This window comes from Ruegeria sp. YTSB088, from assembly GCF_059609825.1.
Map to the genome: position 1 here is coordinate 182,023 of NZ_JBXWMM010000007.1, position 21,579 is coordinate 203,601.

The following is a 21,579-nucleotide window of genomic DNA, read 5'->3' on the forward strand; positions in this document are numbered from 1 at the left end:
CGATCCGCACACAGACGAGGCTCCTTTCACGAAAGGTGGAACAATGAACAAGTTTAAATCTCTGATCGGTGGCGTCGCTCTGTCCGTTGCAGTGGCAACATCCGCTCTGGCTGCGGGTGTGGACATCAACGCGAGTTCGACTGGTCTGGCCATGCAGGGTTATGACCCGGTTGCCTATTTCACCGTTGGTGAAGCCACCAAAGGTGACTACCGCATCACCACGCTGTACGACGATGCAATGTATCGTTTCTCGTCGGAAGAAAACAAAGCCGCCTTCGAGGCCAACCCGGAAGCCTACCTGCCTGCCTACGGTGGCTACTGTGCCTTCGGTACAGCCATGGGCTTCAAGTTCGACGGTGACCCGAACTACTGGAAAATCGTCGACAACAAGCTGTACCTGAACCTGTCGGAAGACATCCAAGAACGCTGGGAAGGCGACATCCCGGGCTTTATCGAAAGCGCGAGCGCAAACTGGGAAGACATCGCGGACAAGACCCCTGCTGAATTGCAGAAGCAATAATCCGCTGAAACTGTCAGGCGTGTCGGCGGCGGAACGTTCCGCCGCCGCATGTCGTTTGAATACCTCTCATTTCTTCCTATCTCATCAGTATCAGAAGTGCCCGTTTTCAAAGGGCAACGGCGTGTCTTGTCACGTTTCAACGCAAGAATACGGGCTGGAATTCGTAGGTATCACTGATCCGATGACGCTAGCGGATCGTAATGGTCTGCATAAGTGAACTGAATTTCACTGCAGCAGAGTGACAATCGAAAGGAAATGAGATGACATTGAAATTGGCTCTCATCACCACTGTCGCAACCGTGGTCGCGGGATCGGCAATGGCACAATCCTCGGGCAACTGGACCGGGTTTTATGGCGGTCTGCAACTGGGTTATGCCGATGTGGACACCAGCCTGTCCGGGGTCGACGGCGATGGCGTAATCGGTGGTATCATCCTGGGTTACGATTATGATCTCGGCGACTGGGTCGTTGGCGGCGGTTTTGACTATGACTGGACTGACGTGGATCTGTCTGGCGCCGCAACTGTTGAAGATGTCTGGCGGCTGAAGGCGCGTGCTGGCTACAAAATAAACCCGCAAGGTTTGCTATATGGCACGGCAGGCTATGCCGAAGCTGGTACGGACACTCTGGGCAGCGATGACGGGTGGTTCATTGGCGCAGGCTACGAACAGGTCGTGGCCCCAAACGTGAGTATTGGTGGAGAACTGCTGTACCACGAATTCGATAACTTCAACGCAAACAATGTGGATGTCGACGCAACCACATTGCAGATTCGCGCCTCGTACCGGTTCTGAATGGCATCCCAGACAAAAATGGGCCCGGCCTGTCCGGCCGGGCCTCGATTCAGAGGTCCAGGATCGTACTGCCCGTCGTCTGTCGCGCTTCAAGCGCGCGATGGGCATCGGCAACCTGATCAAGCGCAAAACGCTGATCGATGTGGATCTTGACCTCTCTGCCCTCGACCTTGCCGAACAAGCGGCGCGCCATTGCCTGACACACGGAGTGATCCGCAATATGGGTGAACAAGGTGGGTCGGGTGATCTTGAGCGATCCTTTCTGACCCAGAACACCGATATCGAACGGCGGCACCGGCCCGGACGCGTTGCCGAAGGAAATCATCATCCCTAACGGTCTCAAACAATTCAGCGATCCTTGGAACGTATCCGCCCCGACGGAATCCATCACCACGTCCACGCCCTGACCCTTGGTGATCTCGGCCACCCGTTCGGTGAAATTCTCGGATCGGTAGTTGATGCAATGCGCAGCCCCGTTGAACCGGGCAAGGCTGCATTTCTCGTCGGTTCCCGCCGTGCCAATCAGGGTGATCCCCTCGGATTTCGCCCATTGGCAGGCGATCAGTCCGACCCCACCGGCCGCTGCGTGAAACAGCACCGTATCCCCGCGTTTCAGCGGAGTGGTTCGGTGAAACAGGTATTCAACCGTCAAACCCTTCAACATCATTGCCGCAGCAGCTTCGAATGTGATGCCGTCCGGCAGAGGGCACACCTGTGCCGCAGGCATTACGCGGGCCTCGCAATACGCTCCGGGTGGGGCTGCCGCATATGCGGCCCGCTGGCCGGGTTGCAGGTGCGTCACCCCGTCCCCGACGGCCTCGATGACGCCGGACGCTTCCATGCCCAAAGCATGAGGAAGATCAAGGGGGTACAATCCAGTACGTTGATATACGTCGATAAAATTTAGGCCGCAGGCCTGGTGGCGAATACGTATTTCACCCGGTCCGGGGTCGCCCACTGGCCTGTCTTCGATCCGCAACACCTCGGGCCCGCCGAATTCGTGAACTACAACCGTTTTCGCTGTTGTCTGCATCCTGACCTCCTCTTGCCTGACTTCAAGCTAACATGACTGCGATGCAGGGCAATCCGTCTGGTGCCACAGAGTTGAACAGGATTTCGCCAAACTGTGCTATAATGAGGTCAGGCGTTGTCGGCTGTTCCGGCCACGGACAACAAATTGCCGGATCCGTTCCGCGGCGCAATTCTCGCCAGGGAAGGGGATGAAAATGGCTAAAACAATCGGAAATCCGATCAGCTGGGCAGCCCAGAATCTGGGTGCGGCCGGTGATCATGTCTCGGATAGCGTTTCACAACTCGGAAGCGCAGATATCAAGCATCTGCCGATGGTGCAGACATTGACGATGCAGGATCTGCGCGCTTGCCTGCGGGCGGGGTATCACGACTTTCTCGAAACACGAGCGGACGCCATATTCATTGTACTGATTTACCCGATCGCAGGGCTTTTGATGTTCGGCTTTGCCCTGAACGTCAGTATGATTCCACTTCTGGCTCCTCTCGTTGCCGGTTTTGCTTTGATCGGTCCTGTGGCAGCCGTGGGTTTGTACGAGATCAGCCGCAAACGAGAGCAAGGCAGCACGGCGCATTGGCTGGATGCGTTCGGCGTCTTTCGCTCGCCGTCATTCGGCGCAATTCTGGTACTCGGGTTTTATCTGGTGATGCTTCTGCTGATCTGGCTGATGGTGGCGCAAAGCATCTACACGTATACAATGGGTCCAGAAGCCCCTGCGTCACTGGGCGCTTTTGCTCAGCAAGTATTCTCTACGACTGCCGGCTGGACGATGATGGCAGTCGGACTCACCGTTGGATTCGTGTTCGCTCTGTGCGCTCTGGCGGTCAGTGTCGTCAGCTTTCCATTGCTTCTGGACCGGAAAGTCGGATTGCCGGTGGCGGTCGTGACGTCGTTTCGCGTGTTGCGTCACAACCCCGGCGTCATCTTGACCTGGGGGTTCATCGTGGCTGCCCTTCTGTTTCTGGGTGCCCTGCCGATGCTGTTGGGTTTGATCGTAGTGATGCCGGTTCTGGGTCATGCCACATGGCACCTGTACCGCCGCGCGATTGCGTGAACGCGCGGGACAAACCCGCGCCTTCAATACTCAGCCCGAGACCTTCAGAACGATCTTGCCAATATGGCCCGAGCTTTCCATGCGTGCATGGGCGGCCGCAGCCTCGGCCAGATCAAATTCGCTATCCATAACAGGCGCTACCTTGCCAGCCTCAAGCAGAGGCCAGACGGCTTCGCGCAGGTCCTGCGCAATCCGGGCCTTGGCCAGATCGCTTTGCGGGCGCAGGGTGCTGCCGGTCAGGGTCAGGCGCTTGACCATCATCAGGGCAAAGTTCAGCTCCACGACCGGTCCTTGCAGGAAGGCGATCTGGACCAGCCGCCCATCCTCGGCCAGAGCTTTGACGTTACGCGGAATATAATCGCCACCGACCATGTCGAGGATCAGGTTTGCCCCACCTTCGGCCCGCATGACGGCCACAAAATCCTCATCGCGGTAGTTGATCGCCCTTTCCGCACCCAATTTGACGCAAGCTTCGCATTTCTCATCCGAACCTGCGGTGGCAAAAACGCGGGCACCAAAGGCGTTGGCCAACTGGATGGCTGTCGTACCAATCCCACTCGAGCCACCATGGACCAGGAATCTCTCGCCTGCCTTCAGTCCGCCCCGCGTAAACACGTTGGACCAGACGGTGAAAAAGGTCTCGGGCAGGCAAGCTGCCTCTTTCATTCCCATGCCCGCAGGCACCGGCAGACAGTGGGCCGCAGGGGTGGCGACGTATTCGGCATAGCCTCCGCCCGGCAGCAACGCGCAGACCTGATCGCCGACGGACAGTCCCTGGACACCGGCCCCAACCGAGACAACCTCGCCCGAAGCCTCAAGCCCCGGCAAGTCACTGGCACCGGGCGGCGGATCGTAAGCGCCCGCACGTTGCAACGCATCCGGGCGGTTCACGCCGGCATAAGCCACTTTCAGCACCACTTGCCCTGCACCCGGTTCGGGGACAGAACGCTCGGTCAGTTGCAAAACATCAGGACCACCCGGTTCGGTGATCTCAACAGCGCGCATCATCTGGGTCATAGGCACCTCCTTTGCCCAATGCCTAGCAGGCATCAGGGTCAAGGCCCAGCACCAAGACGAGCTACTTTCGGGGGTTCAGTTTTCCCGGAAGGTCTGCTCGCATTTTCTCTGGTGCTTTCACCTGACCCGCCAGCCAGTTCGGAACCGCCAGAAACGGTTTCAACACCGGGTTGTCGCGCATCTGTGCCTTGAGCTTTTCGAACTCCATGACGTTCGCGATCCGGCGATCCAGAAACTCCCACGTGCGCTGATGACCCGGGCTGTCATCGCCCAGCCAGAACAACAAGGTCGAGGAATAGACACCCGACAAAGTGGCCCGTTTCGTGTACCAGTTCACGTCGTCCGAGGTATCGCCCAACGTATCCCAGATCAGATCGCAGGTCTGCCAAACTGCCCTGGCACCGTCTGCCGCGTAAGTTGGCAGGGAAAACAGCGTCATGCCCCGGCGCACCAGTTCTTTATCCTCGACCGCTTGCAAACGGAACCGAACCGAAGCGGCAATCTTGTCCCGAAATTTCAGCCCACTCAGGTCTTCGGACTTTATGCGGTCCAGCATCGCCTGATCGCCGCGCGCATGATAGGCCAGTGCCAGATCAACTGCGCCGCGCGGACAGATCGCGCGCGCCAGGCCGTCATCCAGACCACAGTCGGAAATGGAGGCACGAAAACTGGTTTCCGACCATCCATCGAAGGGAACATGGTTCAGCATTGCATCCAAAAGCTGGTGTTTTGCATCTTCATATGTGGTGGTCATGACGTTTCTCCGGTTGTCGGGGCCAGTACTAGACAAGTTAGAACGGCTTTGCTATACGGCCAACTCCTGCAATTTCCTTGCAACTCTATCTAGAAAGGTGGTGACAACCACATGCAGGTTAGTGTTCGCGACAATAACGTCGATCAGGCGCTTCGTGCCCTGAAGAAAAAGCTGCAGCGCGAAGGCGTGTTCCGCGAAATGAAGCTTAAGCAACATTTCGAGAAACCGTCCGAGAAAAAAGCGCGCGAGAAGGCTGAAGCGATCCGTCGTGCCCGTAAACTGGCACGTAAGAAAGCACAGCGCGAAGGTTTGCTCTAAAACCTCGCTCGTCCAGTTTTGGATGACACTATTTGACGACCCCCGAGGCATCGCCCGGGGGTTTGTCGTTTCAGGGATCGGATACAATCCGCCGACTCGTGGGACGGGCTGTGCGACAAGCCGCCATTTCCTCACCAGCAACATTTTGCCCGGCATTTAGCAGCGCAGCGAATCTCGTGTTGGTAGCATCGCCTCGCCAAAACTCGCCTGAGTTGAACCAACCCCTACCACCGTCGACACCCCCACCTCTAAGTGAGCCCGTCTGAAAGGACACAAACACAAACGGAGGCAAACATGTCGACTGCAAGTACATTCGAACGCGAGATGCTGGGGCTGATAAACCAGGAACGCACATCCCGCGGGCTCAACCCGCTGCAACTTGAAACGCAGCTAAACGACTCGTCCGAAGATCACAGCACTTGGATGTTGAATACAGACACATTCAGTCACACCGGTTCTGGCGGTTCCAGTGCAACCCAGCGGATGCAAGGTGCCGGTTTCGATCTTGAGGGAAGCTGGCGTACTGGCGAAAACATCGCATGGCAGTCAGAACGCGGAGCGCCTGGCATCAGCGATGACGTGGCCCAACTGCACCAAAACCTGATGAACAGCCCGGGCCACCGCGCCAATATCCTGAACCCGGATTTCAAATATATCGGGATCGGCGTCGAAACCGGTGACATGCAGGGCTTTGATGCTGTGATGGTCACCCAGAACTTTGCCGCGACCGACGCGGCAGTCATGCTGGACAACGGCAATACAAACACACCGCCAGTTCCGCCAACCACGCCGGACGAAGTCGCCGTACCAGAAGAGCCGGAAGTCGAAACGCCGGATACTGACGTCACCGAAACCGAAGAGCCAGGAACTGAGACGCCCGGAACCGAAGAGCCTACACCCGAGACACCGGACATCGATGTCACCGAGACTGAAGAGCCGGAACCCGAAACGCCGGATACTGACGTCACCGAAACCGAGGAACCGGAACCTGAAATGCCGGACACCGAAGTGGTTGATGGCGGTGAGCCCGAAGCATTCTGCTTTGACGTTCAGGCCTTCCTCGATGAAATCGCCAATTTCCTCGAAAACCTGCAAGCGCAGTTTGACGAGTTCGATTGGGAAGACGACATGAACGGCGACACGGACGTGGCCGGCACCGATGATGTCGACATGATGCCGACCGCCGACACCACGCCAGAAACGGAATCCGAGCCTGCGGGTACCGAAACAGCCGTCGTCGATGACTGTGACATCATAATGGTCAACTTCTTCAACTTTGACTGCATGATGGATGCAGCCTGATCAGTTGAACCTTTGCGAGGCCGGCCGTGTCGGCCTCGCATGTTCCGGCTCAGAGCCTGGTTTTGCTTCAATAGATCTTTGGTACGTAAAGCTCATCCGGCAAAACGCGGCGCTCGTATTCCGGGTTGTACCTGCGGTCGGGCAGATTGACCTTTTCCTGAGGCACGTCCTCGTACGGGATTCTTGTCAATAGATGCTCGATACAGTTCAGCCGTTCACGCTTTTTGTCATTGCCTTCGACAATGTACCAAGGGGCCTCGGGGATGTTGGTTCGGAAAAGCATGTCCTCTTTTGCCTTTGTGTAGGACTCCCAGCGGATGCGGGATTCCAGATCCATCGGCGACAGCTTCCACTGTTTCATCGGATCATGAATACGCATGAGGAATCGCAACTGCTGTTCCTCATCCGTGATCGAGAACCAGTATTTCAGCAGAATGACCCCTGACCGCACCAGCATTCGTTCGAATTCGGGAACGTCCTGAAAGAACTGTTCAACCTGGTCCTCGGACGCAAAACCCATTACCCGCTCGACCCCCGCCCGGTTGTACCACGAGCGGTCGAACAGAACGATTTCACCCGCCGCCGGCAGATGCGGTACGTAGCGCTGGAAATACCACTGGCTTTGCTCACGGCGGCTGGGTGCCGGCAACGCGACCACGCGGGCCACGCGCGGGTTCAGACGCTGGGTGATCCGCTTGATCACCCCGCCCTTGCCGGCACTGTCACGGCCTTCAAACAGGATACAGACCTTGGCCCCGGTATGCTGCACCCAGTCCTGAACCTTGATCAGTTCGGCCTGCAGGCGCAGCAGGTTGCGGAAGTAAACCTTGCGATCCAACATGTCCGGATGCTGTTCCCGATAGATTTTCCGGACTTCCATCGACAGCATCGGCTCACTGAATTCTATCTCGAAGTCTTCATCGAGCGTGTCCTCCAGCTCGGCTTCCAGCCAGTCTTTAGGGGCGCCAGTGTTTTCGTTGTCCAAGGTCAGCTCCTTCTCGGTCTTCGGGTTCGGACCATATCGGACCCGTGTAACCACCTGATGTCATCAGATAAATTGATACGAGGGTCACGGGTCCTGCGGCTGTAGTCACACCTGCAAATCAGGTCCAGCGCGGTATACGGTCTTTTCCCTGAATTTGTACGTCTGACCCGCAGGATACAAGCGTTTGAATTGACGCAACGCACTGCACTTCACCACGGCTGCTTGCATTGCCTTGTTTTTGTGCGGCATGACGGGGCGCGTAAAACAGATGAGACCATTGTGACATTCCTTCTTTCCCTGATGCCCTCCATCTGGCCATGGCTGGTCCTGATCTCGGCGCAATTGGCGGCACTGGCCCGGCGAACTGGCATCGCCTTTTCTCTGCTGGTTTTGTTCATCAGCATTGCCTCGGCAATAGGATTGATGTCACCCACGGCGATCGCTGCGGTGGTCTTTGGTTTGGTCGGAGCTGCTTTGCTACCCCATCTGAAAGGTTGGCCTGCTATCGCCGGGCACCTGTTATTGATCCTGTGGTGCCTGGTCATGGGTGCACATCTGCTGCCAGGATTCAACAATTTGAAAATTCTGGATCAGGTGCAGGCGGGTGCGGGAAGCGCCAGTTTCACCATGCACCTGAACCTGGACAAACCGATGGTCTTCTTTGCCATTCTTCTGGCCTGGCCCCGGATGCAGCGCGGAAAAACGCAGATCAAACCCACAGCTTTGCTGGTAGGGTTACTGATCCTTCCTGGCCTGTTTCTCATCGGTTTTTCCCTCGGCTCGGTGCAGCCGGAGTTTACGGTCCCCCCTTGGTGGCTGGTATTTGCCTTGTCCAACGCGTTTCTGACCTGCCTGACGGAAGAAGCCTTTTTTCGTGGCTATCTGCAATCGGCTTTCGCCGTACGTCTTGGGGACGCTTGGAGCGTGATCACAGCGAGCCTGCTGTTCGGGCTGGCCCATTTCGCCGGAGGTCCGGCGCTCGTGGCTTTTGCTTCTATTCTCGGGCTGGCCTGCGGATTGGGATACTATGCAACCAGCCGCCTCTGGGTTCCCGTTGCAATGCATTTTGGGTTCAACCTGACGCACCTGTTTCTGTTCACCTATCCTGGCCCCTTATGAATATCAGACCGGTAAGGCAGTGGTCTTGAACACGGTACGCAGAGCAAACGAACTTTGCATTTGGGCCACCCCTGGCAGGCGCGACAAGTATTGTCGATGAATGCGTGCGAAATCTTCGGTGTTCTCCGCCACGACTTTCAAAATGTAATCCGCCGTACCGGCCATCAGATGGCATTCCAACACATCCGGTATCCGGGCCACCGCCTTTTCAAACGCATCCAGAACCTCTTCGGCCTGACCTTGCAGCGTGATCTCGACAAAGACGGTTGTCGGCACGTTCATCTTCCGGGCATCCAGCAAAGCCACGTAGTTGCGGATATACCCGTCAACCTCAAGCCTTTGCACGCGCCGGTGGCAAGCGGACGGGGACAGGTTGACCTGTTCAGACAATTCCGAATTCGACATCCGACCATTTTTCTGAAGTGCCGCCAGAATCTTTCGATCAGTCGCGTCCAAGCTCATTGCTGCAATTCCTTTGCATGATATTTGTAAACTACGCGAAATTCTTCCAAAGAAAAACGCATTGACACGTTTTCTTTCACAGAAATTGCACTGAAAATGCACATAATTTAGGCAGTTTATGAACGGAGACCCCCATGAAGATCGGTTGCCCCAAGGAAATCAAACCCCAGGAATTCCGCGTCGGGATGACGCCCAATGCTGCTCAGGAAGCTGTTGCACGTGGTCACGAAGTCCTTATCGAATCCGGTGCAGGCATCGGCGCAGGTTTCGACAATGACGCCTATGTCGCGGCGGGCGCGCATATCATCGACACTGCGGAAGAAGTATTTGCCACCGCCGACATGATCGTGAAGGTCAAGGAACCCCAGGCTGTGGAACGCAAGATGCTGCGCGAAGGACAGCTGCTGTTCACCTATCTGCACCTGGCTCCGGACCCGGATCAGACGCATGACCTGCTGGAATCGGGTTGTACTGCCATCGCCTATGAGACCGTAACCGACGCGAACGGCGGCCTGCCTCTGCTGGCTCCGATGTCCGAAGTCGCCGGTCGCCTGGCCCCTCAGGTCGGGTCGTGGACACTGCAAAAGGCCAATGGCGGGCGCGGCGTTCTGATGGGTGGCGTACCCGGTGTCGGCCCTGCCAAAGTGGTCGTTATCGGCGGTGGCGTCGTAGGAACCCATGCGGCAAAGATCGCTGCCGGAATGGGCGCGGATGTCACCGTTCTGGATCGCTCCTTGCCGCGGCTGCGCTATCTGGATGACGTCTTTGGCGGAACCTTCAAGAACCAGTATTCGACAGCGGGCGCCACGGCCGAGCTGATCCAGGATGCCGATATGGTCATCGGTGCCGTTCTGATCCCCGGTGCTGCAGCTCCGAAACTTGTCTCGCGCGAACAGCTGTCGACGATGAAACCCGGTGCCGTACTTGTCGATGTTGCCATCGACCAGGGCGGGTGCTTCGAGACTTCAAAAGCCACCACCCATGCCGATCCGATCTATGATGTCGATGGCATCATGCATTACTGCGTTGCCAACATGCCGGGCGCAGTGGCGCGCACCTCGACCATCGCCCTGGGCAACGCCACGATGCCGTTCATGCTGTCTCTGGCGGATAAAGGCTGGAAACAGGCGTGTCAGGACGATCCGCATCTGCTGGAAGGCCTGAACGTTCACGCAGGCAAGCTGACTTACTATGCGGTCGGCAAGGCCCTTGGTATCGACGTTGTTTCACCTAACGTGATCGTCAAGTCGTAAACACTCCCGCCCCTGAAATCGCTTTTGAGAAACGATTTACAGCGTTGGGCGTAGCGCCACGCCCCCGGCGTGGCGCGGTCAGTATCAAACGCGACGGTTTGAACAAAGATAAGGGCACCGCGCAAGGGCGCGGTGCCGGACCCAACGGGAGGAGGGCATTTTCGAATGCCCGATCGACGGGCGGGAGCCGTCACCCCTGTTTCTGGATCTCCACAGAATGGGGATAAGGGATCGAAATACCCTTGTCGTCAAAGGCTTCCTTGATCGTTTTCGTCAGCTCGAATTTGACATCCCAATAGTCTGGTGCCGAGCACCACAGCCGTGCCGTCAGATCCACCGAGCTGTCACCCAGGTTCGTAACCCGAACCCATGGTTCCGGGTCGCTGTGAATGCGGCTGTCCGCTTTCGCCACATCCAGAATGATCTGCATGGCTTTGTCCGCGCTGTCGCCGTAATCAATCCCGAATACCAGATCGACACGGCGCGTGTCATGGGCAGAGTAATTCGTGATGATCGAGCCCCATGCCTGACCGTTCGGAACGATGATCTGCACGTTATCAGGCGTCACCAGCTCGGTGGTGAACAGGTTCAGGTCCTTTACGGTGCCCGACGTGCCCCCGATATCAACAAATTGACCCAGCTTGTAGGGCCGGAAGACAACCAGCATCACACCGGCCGCCAGATCGCTGAGCGTGCCTTGAAGGGCCAGACCGATGGCCAGCGATGCGGCACCCAGAATGGCGACGATGCTGGTGGCTTCAATTCCGAAGATACCCAGAACAGCAACCAGAACCATGGCGAGAATGGCCCATTTGACCAAGCTTGCCGAAAAGTTCCCCAGTGTCGGATCAATATGCGGCGTCGAATTGATCCGGCGGCGAACCATACCCCCGATTGCGCCAGCCACAATCCAGCCCAGGATCAGAACGACAAGCGCCTTGACGGCACTCATGATCAGCGGGGCATATGCCCCCACCTGTGTTACTACCTCATCCACGCCCATCTCCTTTCAACAGCAAGAAACCCGCGAGGTTTTCGCGGGGGTCACCAGATTGTGAGCCAAATTTGCCATCCGGTCTAGGTGCCAGTTTCACTGGAATTCCCCTCTGTTCGCCAGAAAACACGGCCTGACCGGAAATGCACATCGCACAGGGCTTAAATAAATGCGCCTTGGTCCCTAGTTTTGACGGAACAGCCAAACAGGAGCCCCCCAATGCTGGACAACAAACCACATCCGATAACGGCCCGCTGGCCCGCGCAATCCCCGGACAAGATCCAATTGTATTCCTATCCGACTCCAAACGGCGTAAAGGCGTCGATCATGCTGGAGGAAACTGGCCTGCCCTATGAGGCTCATCTGGTGACGCTGTCGGATGCGGATGTCAAAAGCCCCGAGTTTCTGTCGCTGAACCCAAATAACAAGATCCCCGCCATCCTCGATCCCAACGGTCCGGACGGTGAACCCCTTGCCCTGTTCGAGAGCGGCGCGATCCTGCTGTATCTGGCCGAGAAATTAGGCAAGTTCCTGGGACAAAACGCAGCAGACAAGTATCGCATTACGCAATGGCTGATGTTCCAGATGGGGGGCGTGGGGCCAATGTTTGGTCAGCTTGGCTTTTTCTACAAATTCGCTGGCAGCGAAATCGAAGACCCCCGACCGCGCGAACGCTATATCAACGAGGCCAAGCGCCTGCTGAACGTGGTCAACATGCAACTGGACGGGCAGGACTGGATTGCAGGCGATTACTCCATCGCCGATATCGCTCTTGCCCCCTGGCTGAATGCTTTGGACTTCTACGGCGCGAAAGAGGTTGTTGGCTGGGACGACTACGCCAATGTCGTCGCCTATGTCGACCGTTTCATGCAGCGCCCGGCGGTGCAGCGCGGCAAGGCCATACCCGCACGCGCTTAAACGGTTTCGCAATAGGAAGGGTGCCAAAGCTGGCACCCTCTTCGCAAAGCTCAGCCCGGCAGTGCACCCGTCAGCACATAGCGCAGGATTTCGACCACCTGCGCGGGCTTTTCCGCCACGGCCAGCGCGGCTGCATCAACTTCTTTCAACGCGTGCTGATGCTCGGGACCATGCAGCACGATGATGGACTTACCCAGCGCTGCTGCATTACCCGCATCAAAAGCGGCGTTCCACTGTTTGTACTTGTCGCCAAACCGCACAACCACCACATCGGCATCCGAAATGCCCTTTCGGGTCCGGATCGCATTGACCATCGCACCCTTGTGATCATGCCAGTATTTGTTCGGCTCTTCCCCCAGAATGGCAACGCCACAATCGTCGCTGGCCCCGTGATCAGTCACCGGGCCGTTGAAGGTGATATCCAACCCCTGTGCGCCGTCGATGATCTGTTCGCGCCAGTCGGTGTGTATTTCACCAGAGAGGTATACGTTCAGCATCTTTAGTCCTCCGCAAAAACAGAAAGGGCGCCGCCAGCCCTTTCATTATTTCAGTTGTGCGTCCGCCGAAAGCTGCTCAGCATCAACCGCGCAGAACGCCGCCGGTTGCCTTGATAACCTTGGCGATAACCTTTTCGGCCACCGCTTCGATGTCCTTTTCCTTCAGCGTCTGGTCCGTCGGCTGCAAGCGTACTGTGATGGCCAGAGATTTTTTGCCTTCACCCAGGCTGCCGCCGATGAATTCGTCAAAGACACGTACATTTTCGATCAGTGCCTTATCGGCACCTGCTGCCGCGTTTACCAAGGTCAGCGCCTCGACGCTTTCATCCACGACAAAGGCAAAGTCCCGTTCGACCGCTTGCAAATCACGCAATTCCAATGCGGCACGTGTGGCACCGGACTTACGAGGCAAGGGAACCTCGTCCGGCCAAATCGTAAAGGCCATTGCCGGGCCCTTGATATCCATCGCCTGCAGCACGCGCGGGTGCAACTCACCAAAGACACCCAGTACCTTTTTCGGCCCCAGACAGATCTTGCCGTGGCGACCCGGGTGCCACCAGGCATCGCCGTCGCGCAGAATCTGCACCTTGGCCGGTGCTCCGATCGCCGCAAGAACGGCCTCGGCATCCGCCTTGGCATCAAAGACATCCACCGGGCGCGATGCCCCGTGCACATCCTTGGGGCCGTTGCGGCCAACCAGCAGGCCGGCGATCTGGGTTTTCTGGTCGCCGGGTTCGCCATCATGGAAAACAGGGCCAACTTCGAACAGGGCGACGTCGGCGTATCCGCGTGCCTGATTGCGGGCCGCGGCCTGCAACAATCCGGGCAGCAGATCGGGGCGCATGTGGCTCATCTCGGACGAGATCGGGTTTTCCAGCATGGTCGCATCGTCACCGCCACCGAACAAAGCGGCCGAAGCCTGATCGATGAACGTATAGCTGACGCATTCGTTGTAACCCAGCGCGGCGCAGGTGCGGCGCGCCATGGACTGGCGGCGCTGAGCCGGTGTCATCACCGGCTTAGGAATACCATCGGTGACACGCGGCAAGGGTTTGCCCTGCAACTTGGTCAACGAGGCGATCCGTGCGACCTCTTCCACCAGATCGGCCTCACCCATGATATCGGGGCGCCAGCTTGGCACGTGGGCCATCTCGCCCTCCAGACGGAACCCGAGGCGGGTCAACGTCTGACGCTGTTCGCTTTCGGGAATGTCCATCCCGACCAGAGACTGCACCCGTTCAGCATCCAGCTTGTACGCACGTGCGTGGTTCGGCGCTTTACCCGCCTCGACCACTTTGGACGCTTCACCGCCGCAGATGTCCAGAACCAACTGGGTTGCGTGCTCAAGACCTTCCAGAGTGTATTCAGGGTCCACGCCGCGTTCGAACCGATACCGCGCATCCGAATTGATCTTCAGCGCCCGACCCGTCAGCGCGATCTGCACATGATCCCAAAACGCGCTTTCCAGGAACACATTCACAGTATCCTCGGTGCAGCCGGTTTCCTGACCGCCCATGATGCCTGCGATGGATTCCGGCCCTTTGTCATCGGAAATAACCATCATGCCGGGCTGTAGGGTGTATTCCTTCTCGTCCAGCGCCACCAGGGTTTCACCGCCTTTTGCGCGATGAACACGAAGGTTGCCCTGTACCTTGTCCGCGTCAAACACATGCAGCGGGCGGTTATGGTCAAAGGTCATGTAGTTGGTGATATCCACCAGCGCCGAAATCGGACGTAGCCCGATCGCCTTCAACTGATCCTGCAACCACTGTGGGCTGGGGCCGTTCTTGACACCCTTGATAAGGCGGCCCGTGAAATGCGGGCAACCATCCAGCGTATCCTCATCAATCGATACTTTGATCGGGCTTTCGAAATCGCCTGGCACCGGCACGTAGTCGCGCTGTTTCAGAGTGCCGATCCCACGCGCCGCCAGATCACGCGCGATGCCTTCCACGCCCAGCGCATCCGGCCGGTTCGGAGTGATCGCGATTTCGATCACAGGATCGACTTTCGAGGGCGCATTCTCGGCAAGCCAATCAACGAACCTGTCACCGACCTCGCCCGAGGGCAATTCGATGATGCCATCATGTTCGTCCGACAATTCCAGCTCACGCTCGGACGCCATCATGCCAAAGCTTTCGACGCCGCGGATCTTGCCGACGCTGATCGTCAGGTCCAGCCCGGGGATATACATGCCCGGTTTGCAGACGACGACAGTGATCCCTTCGCGGGCGTTGGGCGCGCCGCAGATGATCTGCAATTCGCCTTCATCCGTGTCCACCTTGCAGACGCGCAGCTTGTCGGCGTCGGGGTGCTTTTCCGCGTGTTTCACATAGCCCAGCGTAAAGTCCTTGAGCTTGTCAGCCGGGTTGATAACCTCTTCGACCTCAAGGCCAAGGTCGGTCAGCGCCTCAGTGATCTCATCAACCGACGCATCGGTGTCGAGGTGGTCTTTCAGCCAGGACAGAGTGAATTTCATTGCTCGGGGCCTTTTTTGGCAGATATCCGTTTGGCAAAGGCAATGACAAAGAATGCGCCAAGGTGCAAGCGCTGCGGGTCACGGATAGGTGGGGGTGCGGCCCAAAAGCTCGTCCAATTGCCGCCCGATCCAGCCATGCGGGATGAAATGCCCGCCCGGATGGGTGTCCAGCACCACCTGCCCCTGCGCACAATCGGTCCATTCCACGCGGCTGAGCGTCAGGAACGGTCTCACGCTCCAGTCCCCGCGCGGGGTTGCGCCGTTGCAGTCAAACTTCGCTTTCCACAGCGCCACCGGATAGGTGGTATCGCCGCCCGGTCCAAAGGGAAAACCCATCACCGTATCGTCCAGCCCATGCACGTGGCGCACCTCGCGCGGGGCTTCGGGGCAATCTTCGGTCTGGCGGATGCTGCCCGCAACGGCCAGCAAGGCGGAGATGTCATTGCCCGACTGGCAGACATAGCGCCACGCCATCGCACCGCCATAGGAATAGCCCGAAACATGGATGCGTTCGGGGTCAATCGGATAGCGCTTGGCGACGTCTTCCAGCACCGCGTCGGCAAAGGGGACGTCTCCGGTATCCGAAGTCCAGAAATCCCAGCTTTTGCCTAACCCGTTCGGGGCCACCAGCAGCACACCGCGCAGCTTTGTGGCTCCGGCGATACGCTCATGGTTCACCACAACCGTTCCCTGCCGCGCCCAGCCGTGGAAATGCAGCAACACCGGCAGAGGCGTTTCGCCATCCCACCCGTCCGGCTCCAGCACATGATACGAGCGGTCGCCGACCTGACAGGCGGTATCGCCGTGACAGGATTCGATTGCGATGGCTTGGGTGGCGGTCAGCAGGAGGAGGCAGAGCAGTCGATAAATCATCCGTCGAACCCTAGCGAGCCTGCGCCCGCTGTCACGTCACAACCGCGTGGGAGATTGTGACAAGCCGCGCTGTCGCCAGACCGCGGGATGGCGATCAACGGGTTGTAGTGGGCAGTTTATCTTGGCCAAGCCTGTGCATCATTCAAACGGTGCGCTTGCGGAGACAAATCGCCAGCCCGTGCGGGCGGTCTGGCGATGGCGCGGCGGCCTATCGGCCTTTGCTCCGCGCCTTCTTCTGCTTAATTACGACCTGTACTTTTTTGATCTGCTCTAGTTCTTCACGCTCTTGTAGAAACTGGATTCCATACCGGATGTATCCCACCAACAGGCCAGGGTAGACAAAAATAACAAGTGCAAAGCCTAGTATCCCTAAGACGACCCCAAACGCTGGCATGGCGGGTACCACGGTGGGTACGAAAGACAACAATACAGGACCGATAAACAACGCAACAATCCACCGTACTGGAGCGCTCGTTATTCGGTCGCTCCACCAATCGAAGTAGCGTGCCAGATATACTCCTATCGGAAACACTTAGCGGCTCAAACCACCATGCAGGTTCGGCATATCCAACGCCGCAAACCCATAGTGACGCAGCCAGCGCAGATCACTGTCAAAGAAGGCCCGCAAATCCGGAATGCCGTATTTCAGCATCGCCAGACGGTCGATGCCGATGCCAAAGGCAAAGCCCTGATAGACCTCAGGATCAATCCCACCGGCGGCGATCACCTTGGGGTGGACCATGCCCGAGCCCAAAATCTCCATCCAGTCGTCACCCTCACCGATCTTCAGTTGACCGTTATCCCACGAACAGCGGATATCGACCTCGGCCGACGGCTCGGTGAAGGGGAAGTGCGAGGCGCGAAAGCGCAGTTCGACGTCGTCGACCTCGAAAAACGCCTTCACGAACTCTTCCAGAACCCATTTCAGGTTCGCCATCGAGATGTCCTTGTCGATAGCCAGCCCCTCGACCTGATGGAACATCGGCGTGTGGGTCTGGTCATAATCGGCGCGGTAGACGCCGCCCGGACAGATGATGCGGATCGGTGCGCCCTGCAGCTCCATTGATCGGATCTGGACAGGCGAAGTATGGGTGCGCAGCACATGCGGCGGTCGCTCGTCGCCTTCGGCGCGGTGCATATAGAACGTGTCCATCTCGGCCCGTGCGGGGTGGTGGCCGGGGATATTCAGGGCGTCGAAATTGTGCCAGTCGGTTTCGATCCGCGGCCCTTCGGCCACTGAAAAGCCCAGTTCGGCAAAGATCGCGGTCAGTTCCTCGGTCGCCTGGCTGACCGGGTGGATCGAGCCTTGGCCACGTGGCCGGGTCGGCAGCGTGACATCCAGCCATTCAGTGCGCAGACGCTCATCCAGCGCGGCATCAGCCAGCGCCGCCTTCTTGGCAGAGAGCGCCGAGTTGATCTCATCCTTCAGGGCATTCAGCGCGGGGCCAGCAACCTGACGTTCTTCGGGCGTCATCTTGCCCAGCTCGCGCATCTTCAGCGCGACTTCGCCTTTTTTGCCCACGGCGGCGACGCGGATCGCCTCAAGCGCGTTCTCGTCGCCTGCCTCGGCGATTTGGCCCAGATATTTTGCCTTAAGATCGTCCATGACGCCCTCTGAATTTGGTCGCCAACCTGCTATCGGGCCAGCCCCGCGAATGCAAGCGGGACCGGTCGGATCAATAACTGTATTCAGGGAAAATCCGGGTCAGATCACCGTTCCAGTCGCCGTTGTAGTGTTCCAGCAACTCATCCGCAGGCACTTTCCCGCTTTGGATGCTGTCCTTGAGCGCGTTGAGGAAATGGGTCTCGTCCGGCACCAGTCCACCGGCCCCGGGATAGGCGCGGGCTTTCAGGCCGGCCTCAGAGACCGCCACCACCTCACGCGCCAGATCGTGCATGTTGATGTTACCGACTTTCGCTTGCAGGCCATCTTTGGCGGCCGCGACACGCAGCGCCTCGCGGGTCTCGGTGTCCCAGCCTTTGACCAGATCCCAGGCCGCGTCCAATGCCGTTTGGTCGTAAGTCAGGCCAACCCAGAAGGCAGGCAAGGCGCACAGACGACGCCACGGTCCACCATCGGCCCCGCGCATTTCCATGAACTTCTTGATCCGAGCTTCGGGGAAGGCGGTGGTCAGGTGGTCGGCCCAATCGCTGAGCGTGGGCGTTTCACCCGGCAGGGCGGGCAGTTCACCTTTCAGGAAGTCACGGAAGGACATGCCCAGCGCATTGATGTACTGGCCGTCGCGATACACAAAATACATCGGCACATCGAGCGCGTATTGCACGTAACGCTCGAACCCGAAGCCGTCTTCGAAAACAAAGGGCAGCATTCCTGTGCGGGCATCGTCCAGATGCCGCCAGATGTAACTGCGCCAGCTTTTCTGGCCATTTACCTTGCCCTCAAAAAAGGGCGAGTTCGCAAACAACGCCGTTGCCACCGGCTGCAAGGCCAACGCGACGCGCAGTTTCTGCACCATGTCGGCCTCGGACCCGAAGTCGATATTGACCTGAACGGTGCAGGTTCGGCGCATCATGGCGCGGCCCATGGTGCCGACCTTTTCCATGTAATCGTTCATCAGCCGATAACGCCCCTTGGGCATCAACGGCATTTCGTCATGGGTCCAGGTCGGAGCCGCGCCGAGACCGATGAAACCCACGCCGATCTCATCTGCGATGTCCTTCACCTCACGCAGGTGGGTGTTCACCTCATCGCAGGTTTCGTGGATGGTCTCAAGCGGAGCACCCGACAGCTCAAGCGCGCCGCCCGGCTCCAGGCTGACATTGGCGCCGTCCTTTTCCAGACCGATCAAATGACCAGCTTCGCGGACTTCTGCCCAGCCATGGCGATCCCGCAGACCTTCCAGCACGGCCACAATCGAACGGGTGCCTTCGAAGGGCAACGGTTTCAGCGAGTCCTTGCAGTAGCCGAATTTCTCATGCTCGGTGCCGATGCGCCAGTCTGCCTTGGGCTTGCAGCCCGACTCCAGATATTCGGCCAATTGCTCGTGGCGTTCGATCGGACCGCCGCCGGACTGAGGGATGGACATGAACCGTGCTCCGATCCTGATGTGTCTGTCTTTTGGCCAGTCGTGGGGGCAAACTGCGCCAGTGTCAATGCAGCCGAAGGTGTGGAGGGCGCGAGGACGTACGCTCCCAGATAACGACCTTATGCGGCGATCTGCCGTTGAGTTCAGACAGCATTTGTTCGGTTTTCAAGCCCGGCAGGCTTGAGAAAACGTCGAACAGAGCTTCGGCTCCTTCAGCGTTCACAGGAATGTGAAGCGTCGGTTGCCCTGGCTGATCCAGAACCCAATGCGCCGGACTGGAGGTCGGATCAAGTGCAAGCCGTTCGATTTCTCGTGTCGCAACAATGCCGCCATCCAGAGGGCCGAGATAAGTGATTTGCCCTTCATCAACAGTAACGACGCCCTGCCCGCCTGCGCCGGTTCTGAACCGTGCGCGCTGTATGCCGATCACGGCCAAAGCCGCGGACACGACGATCAGGAACCAACCGACCCAGGCCAGCAACCCACCCGGCCCGCTGACCCAACTGACGCCAAGGATCAGGACAAAAGCCGCGACCAGTACTTCACGCCAACGCCAAAGTGCCAGTTTTGCCTCGGGTCGAAAAAAGCTCATTGAGCGGACTCCGTTTGATCGTTGAACAGAACCAGTGTGACCGAACCGGCCGGCATGAATCCAATCGCTATGTAAGCACGAGCGGCCGCATTTGAAGCGGCAAATAAGACGGCTCGGTTCACACCTGCCTCGCGCGCCTCTTTCAAATGCAAAGCGACAGCGGTGCGCGCATAACTTCGCCCGCGCAGCTCGCGAGGGGTAAATACACCACCGATCTGAACGACATCCGAAAGCGCCGAATTGAAGCCTGTCATCGCAACCGGCTGTCCTTTGTAGATAAGGGCTCTGTGACTGTCGCGCTCCAGATAACGTTTCAGGTCTTCTCTGGCCTGCTTGTCCAGTTCCTTGTGAAGCAAACCCGGCGTTTCCTGAAGGTATTGCTTCCGCCAGGCAATCACTTGATTGCGATCCACTCCGGCCAACGGAACAAGGCGCACATCTTCCATTTGAGGAACAACAAGGTTGTTCAGGTTAAGTGAGAATGCCGGTTCATCGTCATTGAGACCCGTCAGCCTGTCTCGCCAACCTGCGATTTTGACGAAGTCTCTAACCTGCGCCGTTTCACCGATGATTCCCGAGACAGCTCGGTTTTGGATCAAATCCCAGGCGGCAAAAAGCTCTGCACGCTTCACGTTGGGGCATTGCGGAAAGACTATTCCTTCATTGGTGATACCCAAGACACCGCGCAGCGGGTTACCCAGCAACCAAAACGACATGCTCCGAGGATGGGAACCACCCAGACCGAAATCTTCCAAATTGCCCAAAGGAAACATTGAGCTTTGGAGGTGGAGGCGCAAAAACCGCTGAACTTCTGGAACATCCTTCTGTAGCGCTGCGCGCCACATTACGCCCAATCCCCCAGCGCCTGCTGCCACATGGTCAGTGCAGCGACTGCCGCCGTGTCGGCCCGCAGGATGCGCGGACCAAGACTGACGACATGCGCGAATGGCAACCCTGTCAGACGCGCGCGTTCCTTGTCAGAAAACCCGCCTTCCGGGCCGATGAGAATCGCCCACGGGTAACCTTTTTTATTGGCGGCCAATCGCAAGGCCGATCCAACCTCGGCTTCGTTGCAGAACATCAGTTGCCGATCTTCGGGCCATGCATCCAACAGCCGATCCAACCGCTGCAAATCGGCGACCTCGGGCACGAAGGTTCCGCCGCATTGCTCGGCCGCCTCGACGGCATGGGCCTGCAAGCGGTCTTGCCGGATACGTTCGGAATTTGTGAACTCGGTCTGCACCGGCATGATACGCGCCGCGCCCATTTCCGCGGCTTTTTCCACGATGAAATCAGTGCGGGCCTTTTTTATCGGTGCAAACAGGAACCAAAGATCGGGCGGCAACTGCAACGGTTTCGTCTGCTCAAGGCAGGTCAGCGTTCCTCCGCGTTTTCCCGCCTCCGAGACTTCGGCCAACCACTCTCCGTCCTGCCCGTTGAACAGGGCGACCTGCCCTTTGAACGCAAGGCGCATGACACCAAAGAGGTAGTGCGCCTGGTCGCGCGTCAAAGGAACCGATTGCCCCTGACCCAAGGGCTGCTCTACATACAGTCTGATCTTCGCACTCATG

At 58.0% G+C, this 21,579-nt stretch carries 22 protein-coding genes; 8 read left to right on the top strand and 14 right to left on the bottom strand.

All coding sequences use genetic code 11. From position 1 onward, the window contains the following. Positions 1-43: 43 nt before the first annotated feature. Both AC2FFA_RS13275 and AC2FFA_RS13280 read left to right on the top strand, forming a co-directional pair. Positions 44-520 carry a YHS domain-containing (seleno)protein gene (locus tag AC2FFA_RS13275; RefSeq protein WP_117870483.1) on the top strand — a complete coding sequence of 159 codons (477 nt, stop codon included), beginning with the start codon at positions 44-46 and terminating at the stop codon, positions 518-520. 260 nt (positions 521-780) lie between these two features. Further along, positions 781-1,314 carry an outer membrane protein gene (locus AC2FFA_RS13280; protein WP_496851960.1) on the top strand — a complete coding sequence of 178 codons (534 nt, stop codon included), beginning with the start codon at positions 781-783 and terminating at the stop codon, positions 1,312-1,314. A 49-nt stretch (positions 1,315-1,363) separates the two neighbouring features. Here AC2FFA_RS13280 and AC2FFA_RS13285 read toward each other — a convergent pair whose 3' ends face one another. Continuing rightward, positions 1,364-2,347: a quinone oxidoreductase family protein gene (locus AC2FFA_RS13285; protein WP_117870487.1), complete on the bottom strand. Its 984-nt coding sequence runs from the start codon at positions 2,345-2,347 to the stop codon at positions 1,364-1,366. 193 nt (positions 2,348-2,540) lie between these two features. On the opposite strand from AC2FFA_RS13285, the gene AC2FFA_RS13290 reads away from it, so the two are divergent. Further along, positions 2,541-3,398 carry a DUF2189 domain-containing protein gene (locus AC2FFA_RS13290; RefSeq protein WP_496717912.1) on the top strand — a complete coding sequence of 286 codons (858 nt, stop codon included), beginning with the start codon at positions 2,541-2,543 and terminating at the stop codon, positions 3,396-3,398. 30 nt (positions 3,399-3,428) lie between these two features. Here AC2FFA_RS13290 and AC2FFA_RS13295 read toward each other — a convergent pair whose 3' ends face one another. Beyond that, positions 3,429-4,415 carry an NAD(P)H-quinone oxidoreductase gene (locus AC2FFA_RS13295; RefSeq protein WP_496717910.1) on the bottom strand — a complete coding sequence of 329 codons (987 nt, stop codon included), beginning with the start codon at positions 4,413-4,415 and terminating at the stop codon, positions 3,429-3,431. A 61-nt stretch (positions 4,416-4,476) separates the two neighbouring features. Then, the gene (locus AC2FFA_RS13300; protein ID WP_299899274.1) at positions 4,477-5,169 is read right to left on the bottom strand and encodes a COQ9 family protein; all 693 of its coding nucleotides are present in this window, start codon (positions 5,167-5,169) and stop codon (positions 4,477-4,479) included. A gap of 111 nt (positions 5,170-5,280) precedes the next feature. Between AC2FFA_RS13300 and rpsU the strand changes: the two genes are divergently transcribed. Together rpsU and AC2FFA_RS13310 are read left to right on the top strand one after the other, a co-directional pair. Further along, the gene (gene rpsU / locus AC2FFA_RS13305; protein ID WP_005614280.1) at positions 5,281-5,487 is read left to right on the top strand and encodes a 30S ribosomal protein S21; all 207 of its coding nucleotides are present in this window, start codon (positions 5,281-5,283) and stop codon (positions 5,485-5,487) included. A gap of 294 nt (positions 5,488-5,781) precedes the next feature. After that, complete coding sequence (locus tag AC2FFA_RS13310) at positions 5,782-6,789, top strand: CAP domain-containing protein (RefSeq protein ID WP_496851961.1); 1,008 nt, start codon at positions 5,782-5,784, stop codon at positions 6,787-6,789. Between the two features lie 67 nt (positions 6,790-6,856). Here AC2FFA_RS13310 and ppk2 read toward each other — a convergent pair whose 3' ends face one another. Next, positions 6,857-7,774, bottom strand: coding sequence for a polyphosphate kinase 2 (ppk2, locus tag AC2FFA_RS13315; RefSeq protein ID WP_496851962.1), 918 nt, complete (start codon positions 7,772-7,774; stop codon positions 6,857-6,859). Positions 7,775-8,053: 279 nt separating this feature from the next. Here ppk2 and AC2FFA_RS13320 point away from each other — a divergent pair, with 279 nt between their 5' ends. Next, entirely contained in the window at positions 8,054-8,893 is an 840-nt protein-coding gene (locus AC2FFA_RS13320; RefSeq protein ID WP_496672425.1) for a CPBP family intramembrane glutamic endopeptidase, read from the top strand. Positions 8,894-8,896: 3 nt separating this feature from the next. Here AC2FFA_RS13320 and AC2FFA_RS13325 read toward each other — a convergent pair whose 3' ends face one another. Further along, a complete protein-coding gene (locus tag AC2FFA_RS13325; protein ID WP_117870496.1) occupies positions 8,897-9,355 on the bottom strand; it encodes an Lrp/AsnC family transcriptional regulator in 459 nt (152 codons plus the stop codon). A gap of 134 nt (positions 9,356-9,489) precedes the next feature. Between AC2FFA_RS13325 and ald the strand changes: the two genes are divergently transcribed. Beyond that, positions 9,490-10,608, top strand: a complete 1,119-nt coding sequence (ald, locus tag AC2FFA_RS13330; protein ID WP_117870498.1) for an alanine dehydrogenase — start codon at positions 9,490-9,492, stop codon at positions 10,606-10,608. Between the two features lie 190 nt (positions 10,609-10,798). Here the strand turns inward: ald and AC2FFA_RS13335 are convergent, their stop codons facing one another. After that, entirely contained in the window at positions 10,799-11,560 is a 762-nt protein-coding gene (locus AC2FFA_RS13335) for a mechanosensitive ion channel family protein (protein WP_253283973.1), read from the bottom strand. A gap of 261 nt (positions 11,561-11,821) precedes the next feature. Between AC2FFA_RS13335 and AC2FFA_RS13340 the strand changes: the two genes are divergently transcribed. Next, entirely contained in the window at positions 11,822-12,520 is a 699-nt protein-coding gene (locus AC2FFA_RS13340) for a glutathione S-transferase N-terminal domain-containing protein (RefSeq protein WP_496851963.1), read from the top strand. Between the two features lie 50 nt (positions 12,521-12,570). Here the strand turns inward: AC2FFA_RS13340 and AC2FFA_RS13345 are convergent, their stop codons facing one another. The 8 genes from AC2FFA_RS13345 to AC2FFA_RS13380 form a co-directional block, all read right to left on the bottom strand. Continuing rightward, positions 12,571-13,017: a YtoQ family protein gene (locus tag AC2FFA_RS13345; protein WP_496851964.1), complete on the bottom strand. Its 447-nt coding sequence runs from the start codon at positions 13,015-13,017 to the stop codon at positions 12,571-12,573. Between the two features lie 82 nt (positions 13,018-13,099). Continuing rightward, positions 13,100-15,496, bottom strand: a complete 2,397-nt coding sequence (gene pheT / locus AC2FFA_RS13350) for a phenylalanine--tRNA ligase subunit beta (protein ID WP_496851965.1) — start codon at positions 15,494-15,496, stop codon at positions 13,100-13,102. Between the two features lie 78 nt (positions 15,497-15,574). Continuing rightward, positions 15,575-16,369 (bottom strand): CE1 family esterase, encoded by a 795-nt coding sequence (locus AC2FFA_RS13355; RefSeq protein ID WP_496851966.1) that lies wholly within the window; start codon positions 16,367-16,369, stop codon positions 15,575-15,577. Between the two features lie 532 nt (positions 16,370-16,901). Then, complete coding sequence (gene pheS / locus AC2FFA_RS13360) at positions 16,902-17,975, bottom strand: phenylalanine--tRNA ligase subunit alpha (protein WP_496717901.1); 1,074 nt, start codon at positions 17,973-17,975, stop codon at positions 16,902-16,904. A 70-nt stretch (positions 17,976-18,045) separates the two neighbouring features. Continuing rightward, entirely contained in the window at positions 18,046-19,416 is a 1,371-nt protein-coding gene (locus tag AC2FFA_RS13365; RefSeq protein WP_496851967.1) for a glutamate--cysteine ligase, read from the bottom strand. Between the two features lie 64 nt (positions 19,417-19,480). Beyond that, on the bottom strand, positions 19,481-20,008 hold the full coding sequence (locus AC2FFA_RS13370) for a hypothetical protein (protein WP_496851968.1): 528 nt from the start codon (positions 20,006-20,008) through the stop codon (positions 19,481-19,483). Beyond that, positions 20,005-20,724, bottom strand: coding sequence for a GNAT family N-acetyltransferase (locus tag AC2FFA_RS13375; protein ID WP_496851969.1), 720 nt, complete (start codon positions 20,722-20,724; stop codon positions 20,005-20,007). Before AC2FFA_RS13375 ends, AC2FFA_RS13370 begins: the two co-directional genes overlap by 4 nt. 128 nt (positions 20,725-20,852) lie before the next feature. Then, positions 20,853-21,578, bottom strand: a complete 726-nt coding sequence (locus AC2FFA_RS13380) for a 16S rRNA (uracil(1498)-N(3))-methyltransferase (protein ID WP_496851970.1) — start codon at positions 21,576-21,578, stop codon at positions 20,853-20,855. Position 21,579: the final 1 nt, after the last annotated feature.

Bases quoted from the DNA above. Each gene is read 5' to 3' on its own strand.
- AC2FFA_RS13275 (WP_117870483.1), top strand. From the start codon at position 44: ATGAACAAGTTTAAATCTCTGATCGGTGGCGTCGCTCTGTCCGTTGCA.
- AC2FFA_RS13280 (WP_496851960.1), top strand. From the start codon at position 781: ATGACATTGAAATTGGCTCTCATCACCACTGTCGCAACCGTGGTCGCG.
- AC2FFA_RS13285 (WP_117870487.1), bottom strand. From the start codon at position 2,347: ATGCAGACAACAGCGAAAACGGTTGTAGTTCACGAATTCGGCGGGCCC.
- AC2FFA_RS13290 (WP_496717912.1), top strand. From the start codon at position 2,541: ATGGCTAAAACAATCGGAAATCCGATCAGCTGGGCAGCCCAGAATCTG.
- AC2FFA_RS13295 (WP_496717910.1), bottom strand. From the start codon at position 4,415: ATGACCCAGATGATGCGCGCTGTTGAGATCACCGAACCGGGTGGTCCT.
- AC2FFA_RS13300 (WP_299899274.1), bottom strand. From the start codon at position 5,169: ATGACCACCACATATGAAGATGCAAAACACCAGCTTTTGGATGCAATG.
- rpsU (WP_005614280.1), top strand. From the start codon at position 5,281: ATGCAGGTTAGTGTTCGCGACAATAACGTCGATCAGGCGCTTCGTGCC.
- AC2FFA_RS13310 (WP_496851961.1), top strand. From the start codon at position 5,782: ATGTCGACTGCAAGTACATTCGAACGCGAGATGCTGGGGCTGATAAAC.
- AC2FFA_RS13325 (WP_117870496.1), bottom strand. From the start codon at position 9,355: ATGAGCTTGGACGCGACTGATCGAAAGATTCTGGCGGCACTTCAGAAA.
- ald (WP_117870498.1), top strand. From the start codon at position 9,490: ATGAAGATCGGTTGCCCCAAGGAAATCAAACCCCAGGAATTCCGCGTC.
- AC2FFA_RS13335 (WP_253283973.1), bottom strand. From the start codon at position 11,560: ATGAGTGCCGTCAAGGCGCTTGTCGTTCTGATCCTGGGCTGGATTGTG.
- AC2FFA_RS13340 (WP_496851963.1), top strand. From the start codon at position 11,822: ATGCTGGACAACAAACCACATCCGATAACGGCCCGCTGGCCCGCGCAA.
- AC2FFA_RS13345 (WP_496851964.1), bottom strand. From the start codon at position 13,017: ATGCTGAACGTATACCTCTCTGGTGAAATACACACCGACTGGCGCGAA.
- pheT (WP_496851965.1), bottom strand. From the start codon at position 15,496: ATGAAATTCACTCTGTCCTGGCTGAAAGACCACCTCGACACCGATGCG.
- AC2FFA_RS13355 (WP_496851966.1), bottom strand. From the start codon at position 16,369: ATGATTTATCGACTGCTCTGCCTCCTCCTGCTGACCGCCACCCAAGCC.
- pheS (WP_496717901.1), bottom strand. From the start codon at position 17,975: ATGGACGATCTTAAGGCAAAATATCTGGGCCAAATCGCCGAGGCAGGC.
- AC2FFA_RS13365 (WP_496851967.1), bottom strand. From the start codon at position 19,416: ATGTCCATCCCTCAGTCCGGCGGCGGTCCGATCGAACGCCACGAGCAA.
- AC2FFA_RS13370 (WP_496851968.1), bottom strand. From the start codon at position 20,008: ATGAGCTTTTTTCGACCCGAGGCAAAACTGGCACTTTGGCGTTGGCGT.
- AC2FFA_RS13375 (WP_496851969.1), bottom strand. From the start codon at position 20,724: ATGTCGTTTTGGTTGCTGGGTAACCCGCTGCGCGGTGTCTTGGGTATC.
- AC2FFA_RS13380 (WP_496851970.1), bottom strand. From the start codon at position 21,578: ATGAGTGCGAAGATCAGACTGTATGTAGAGCAGCCCTTGGGTCAGGGG.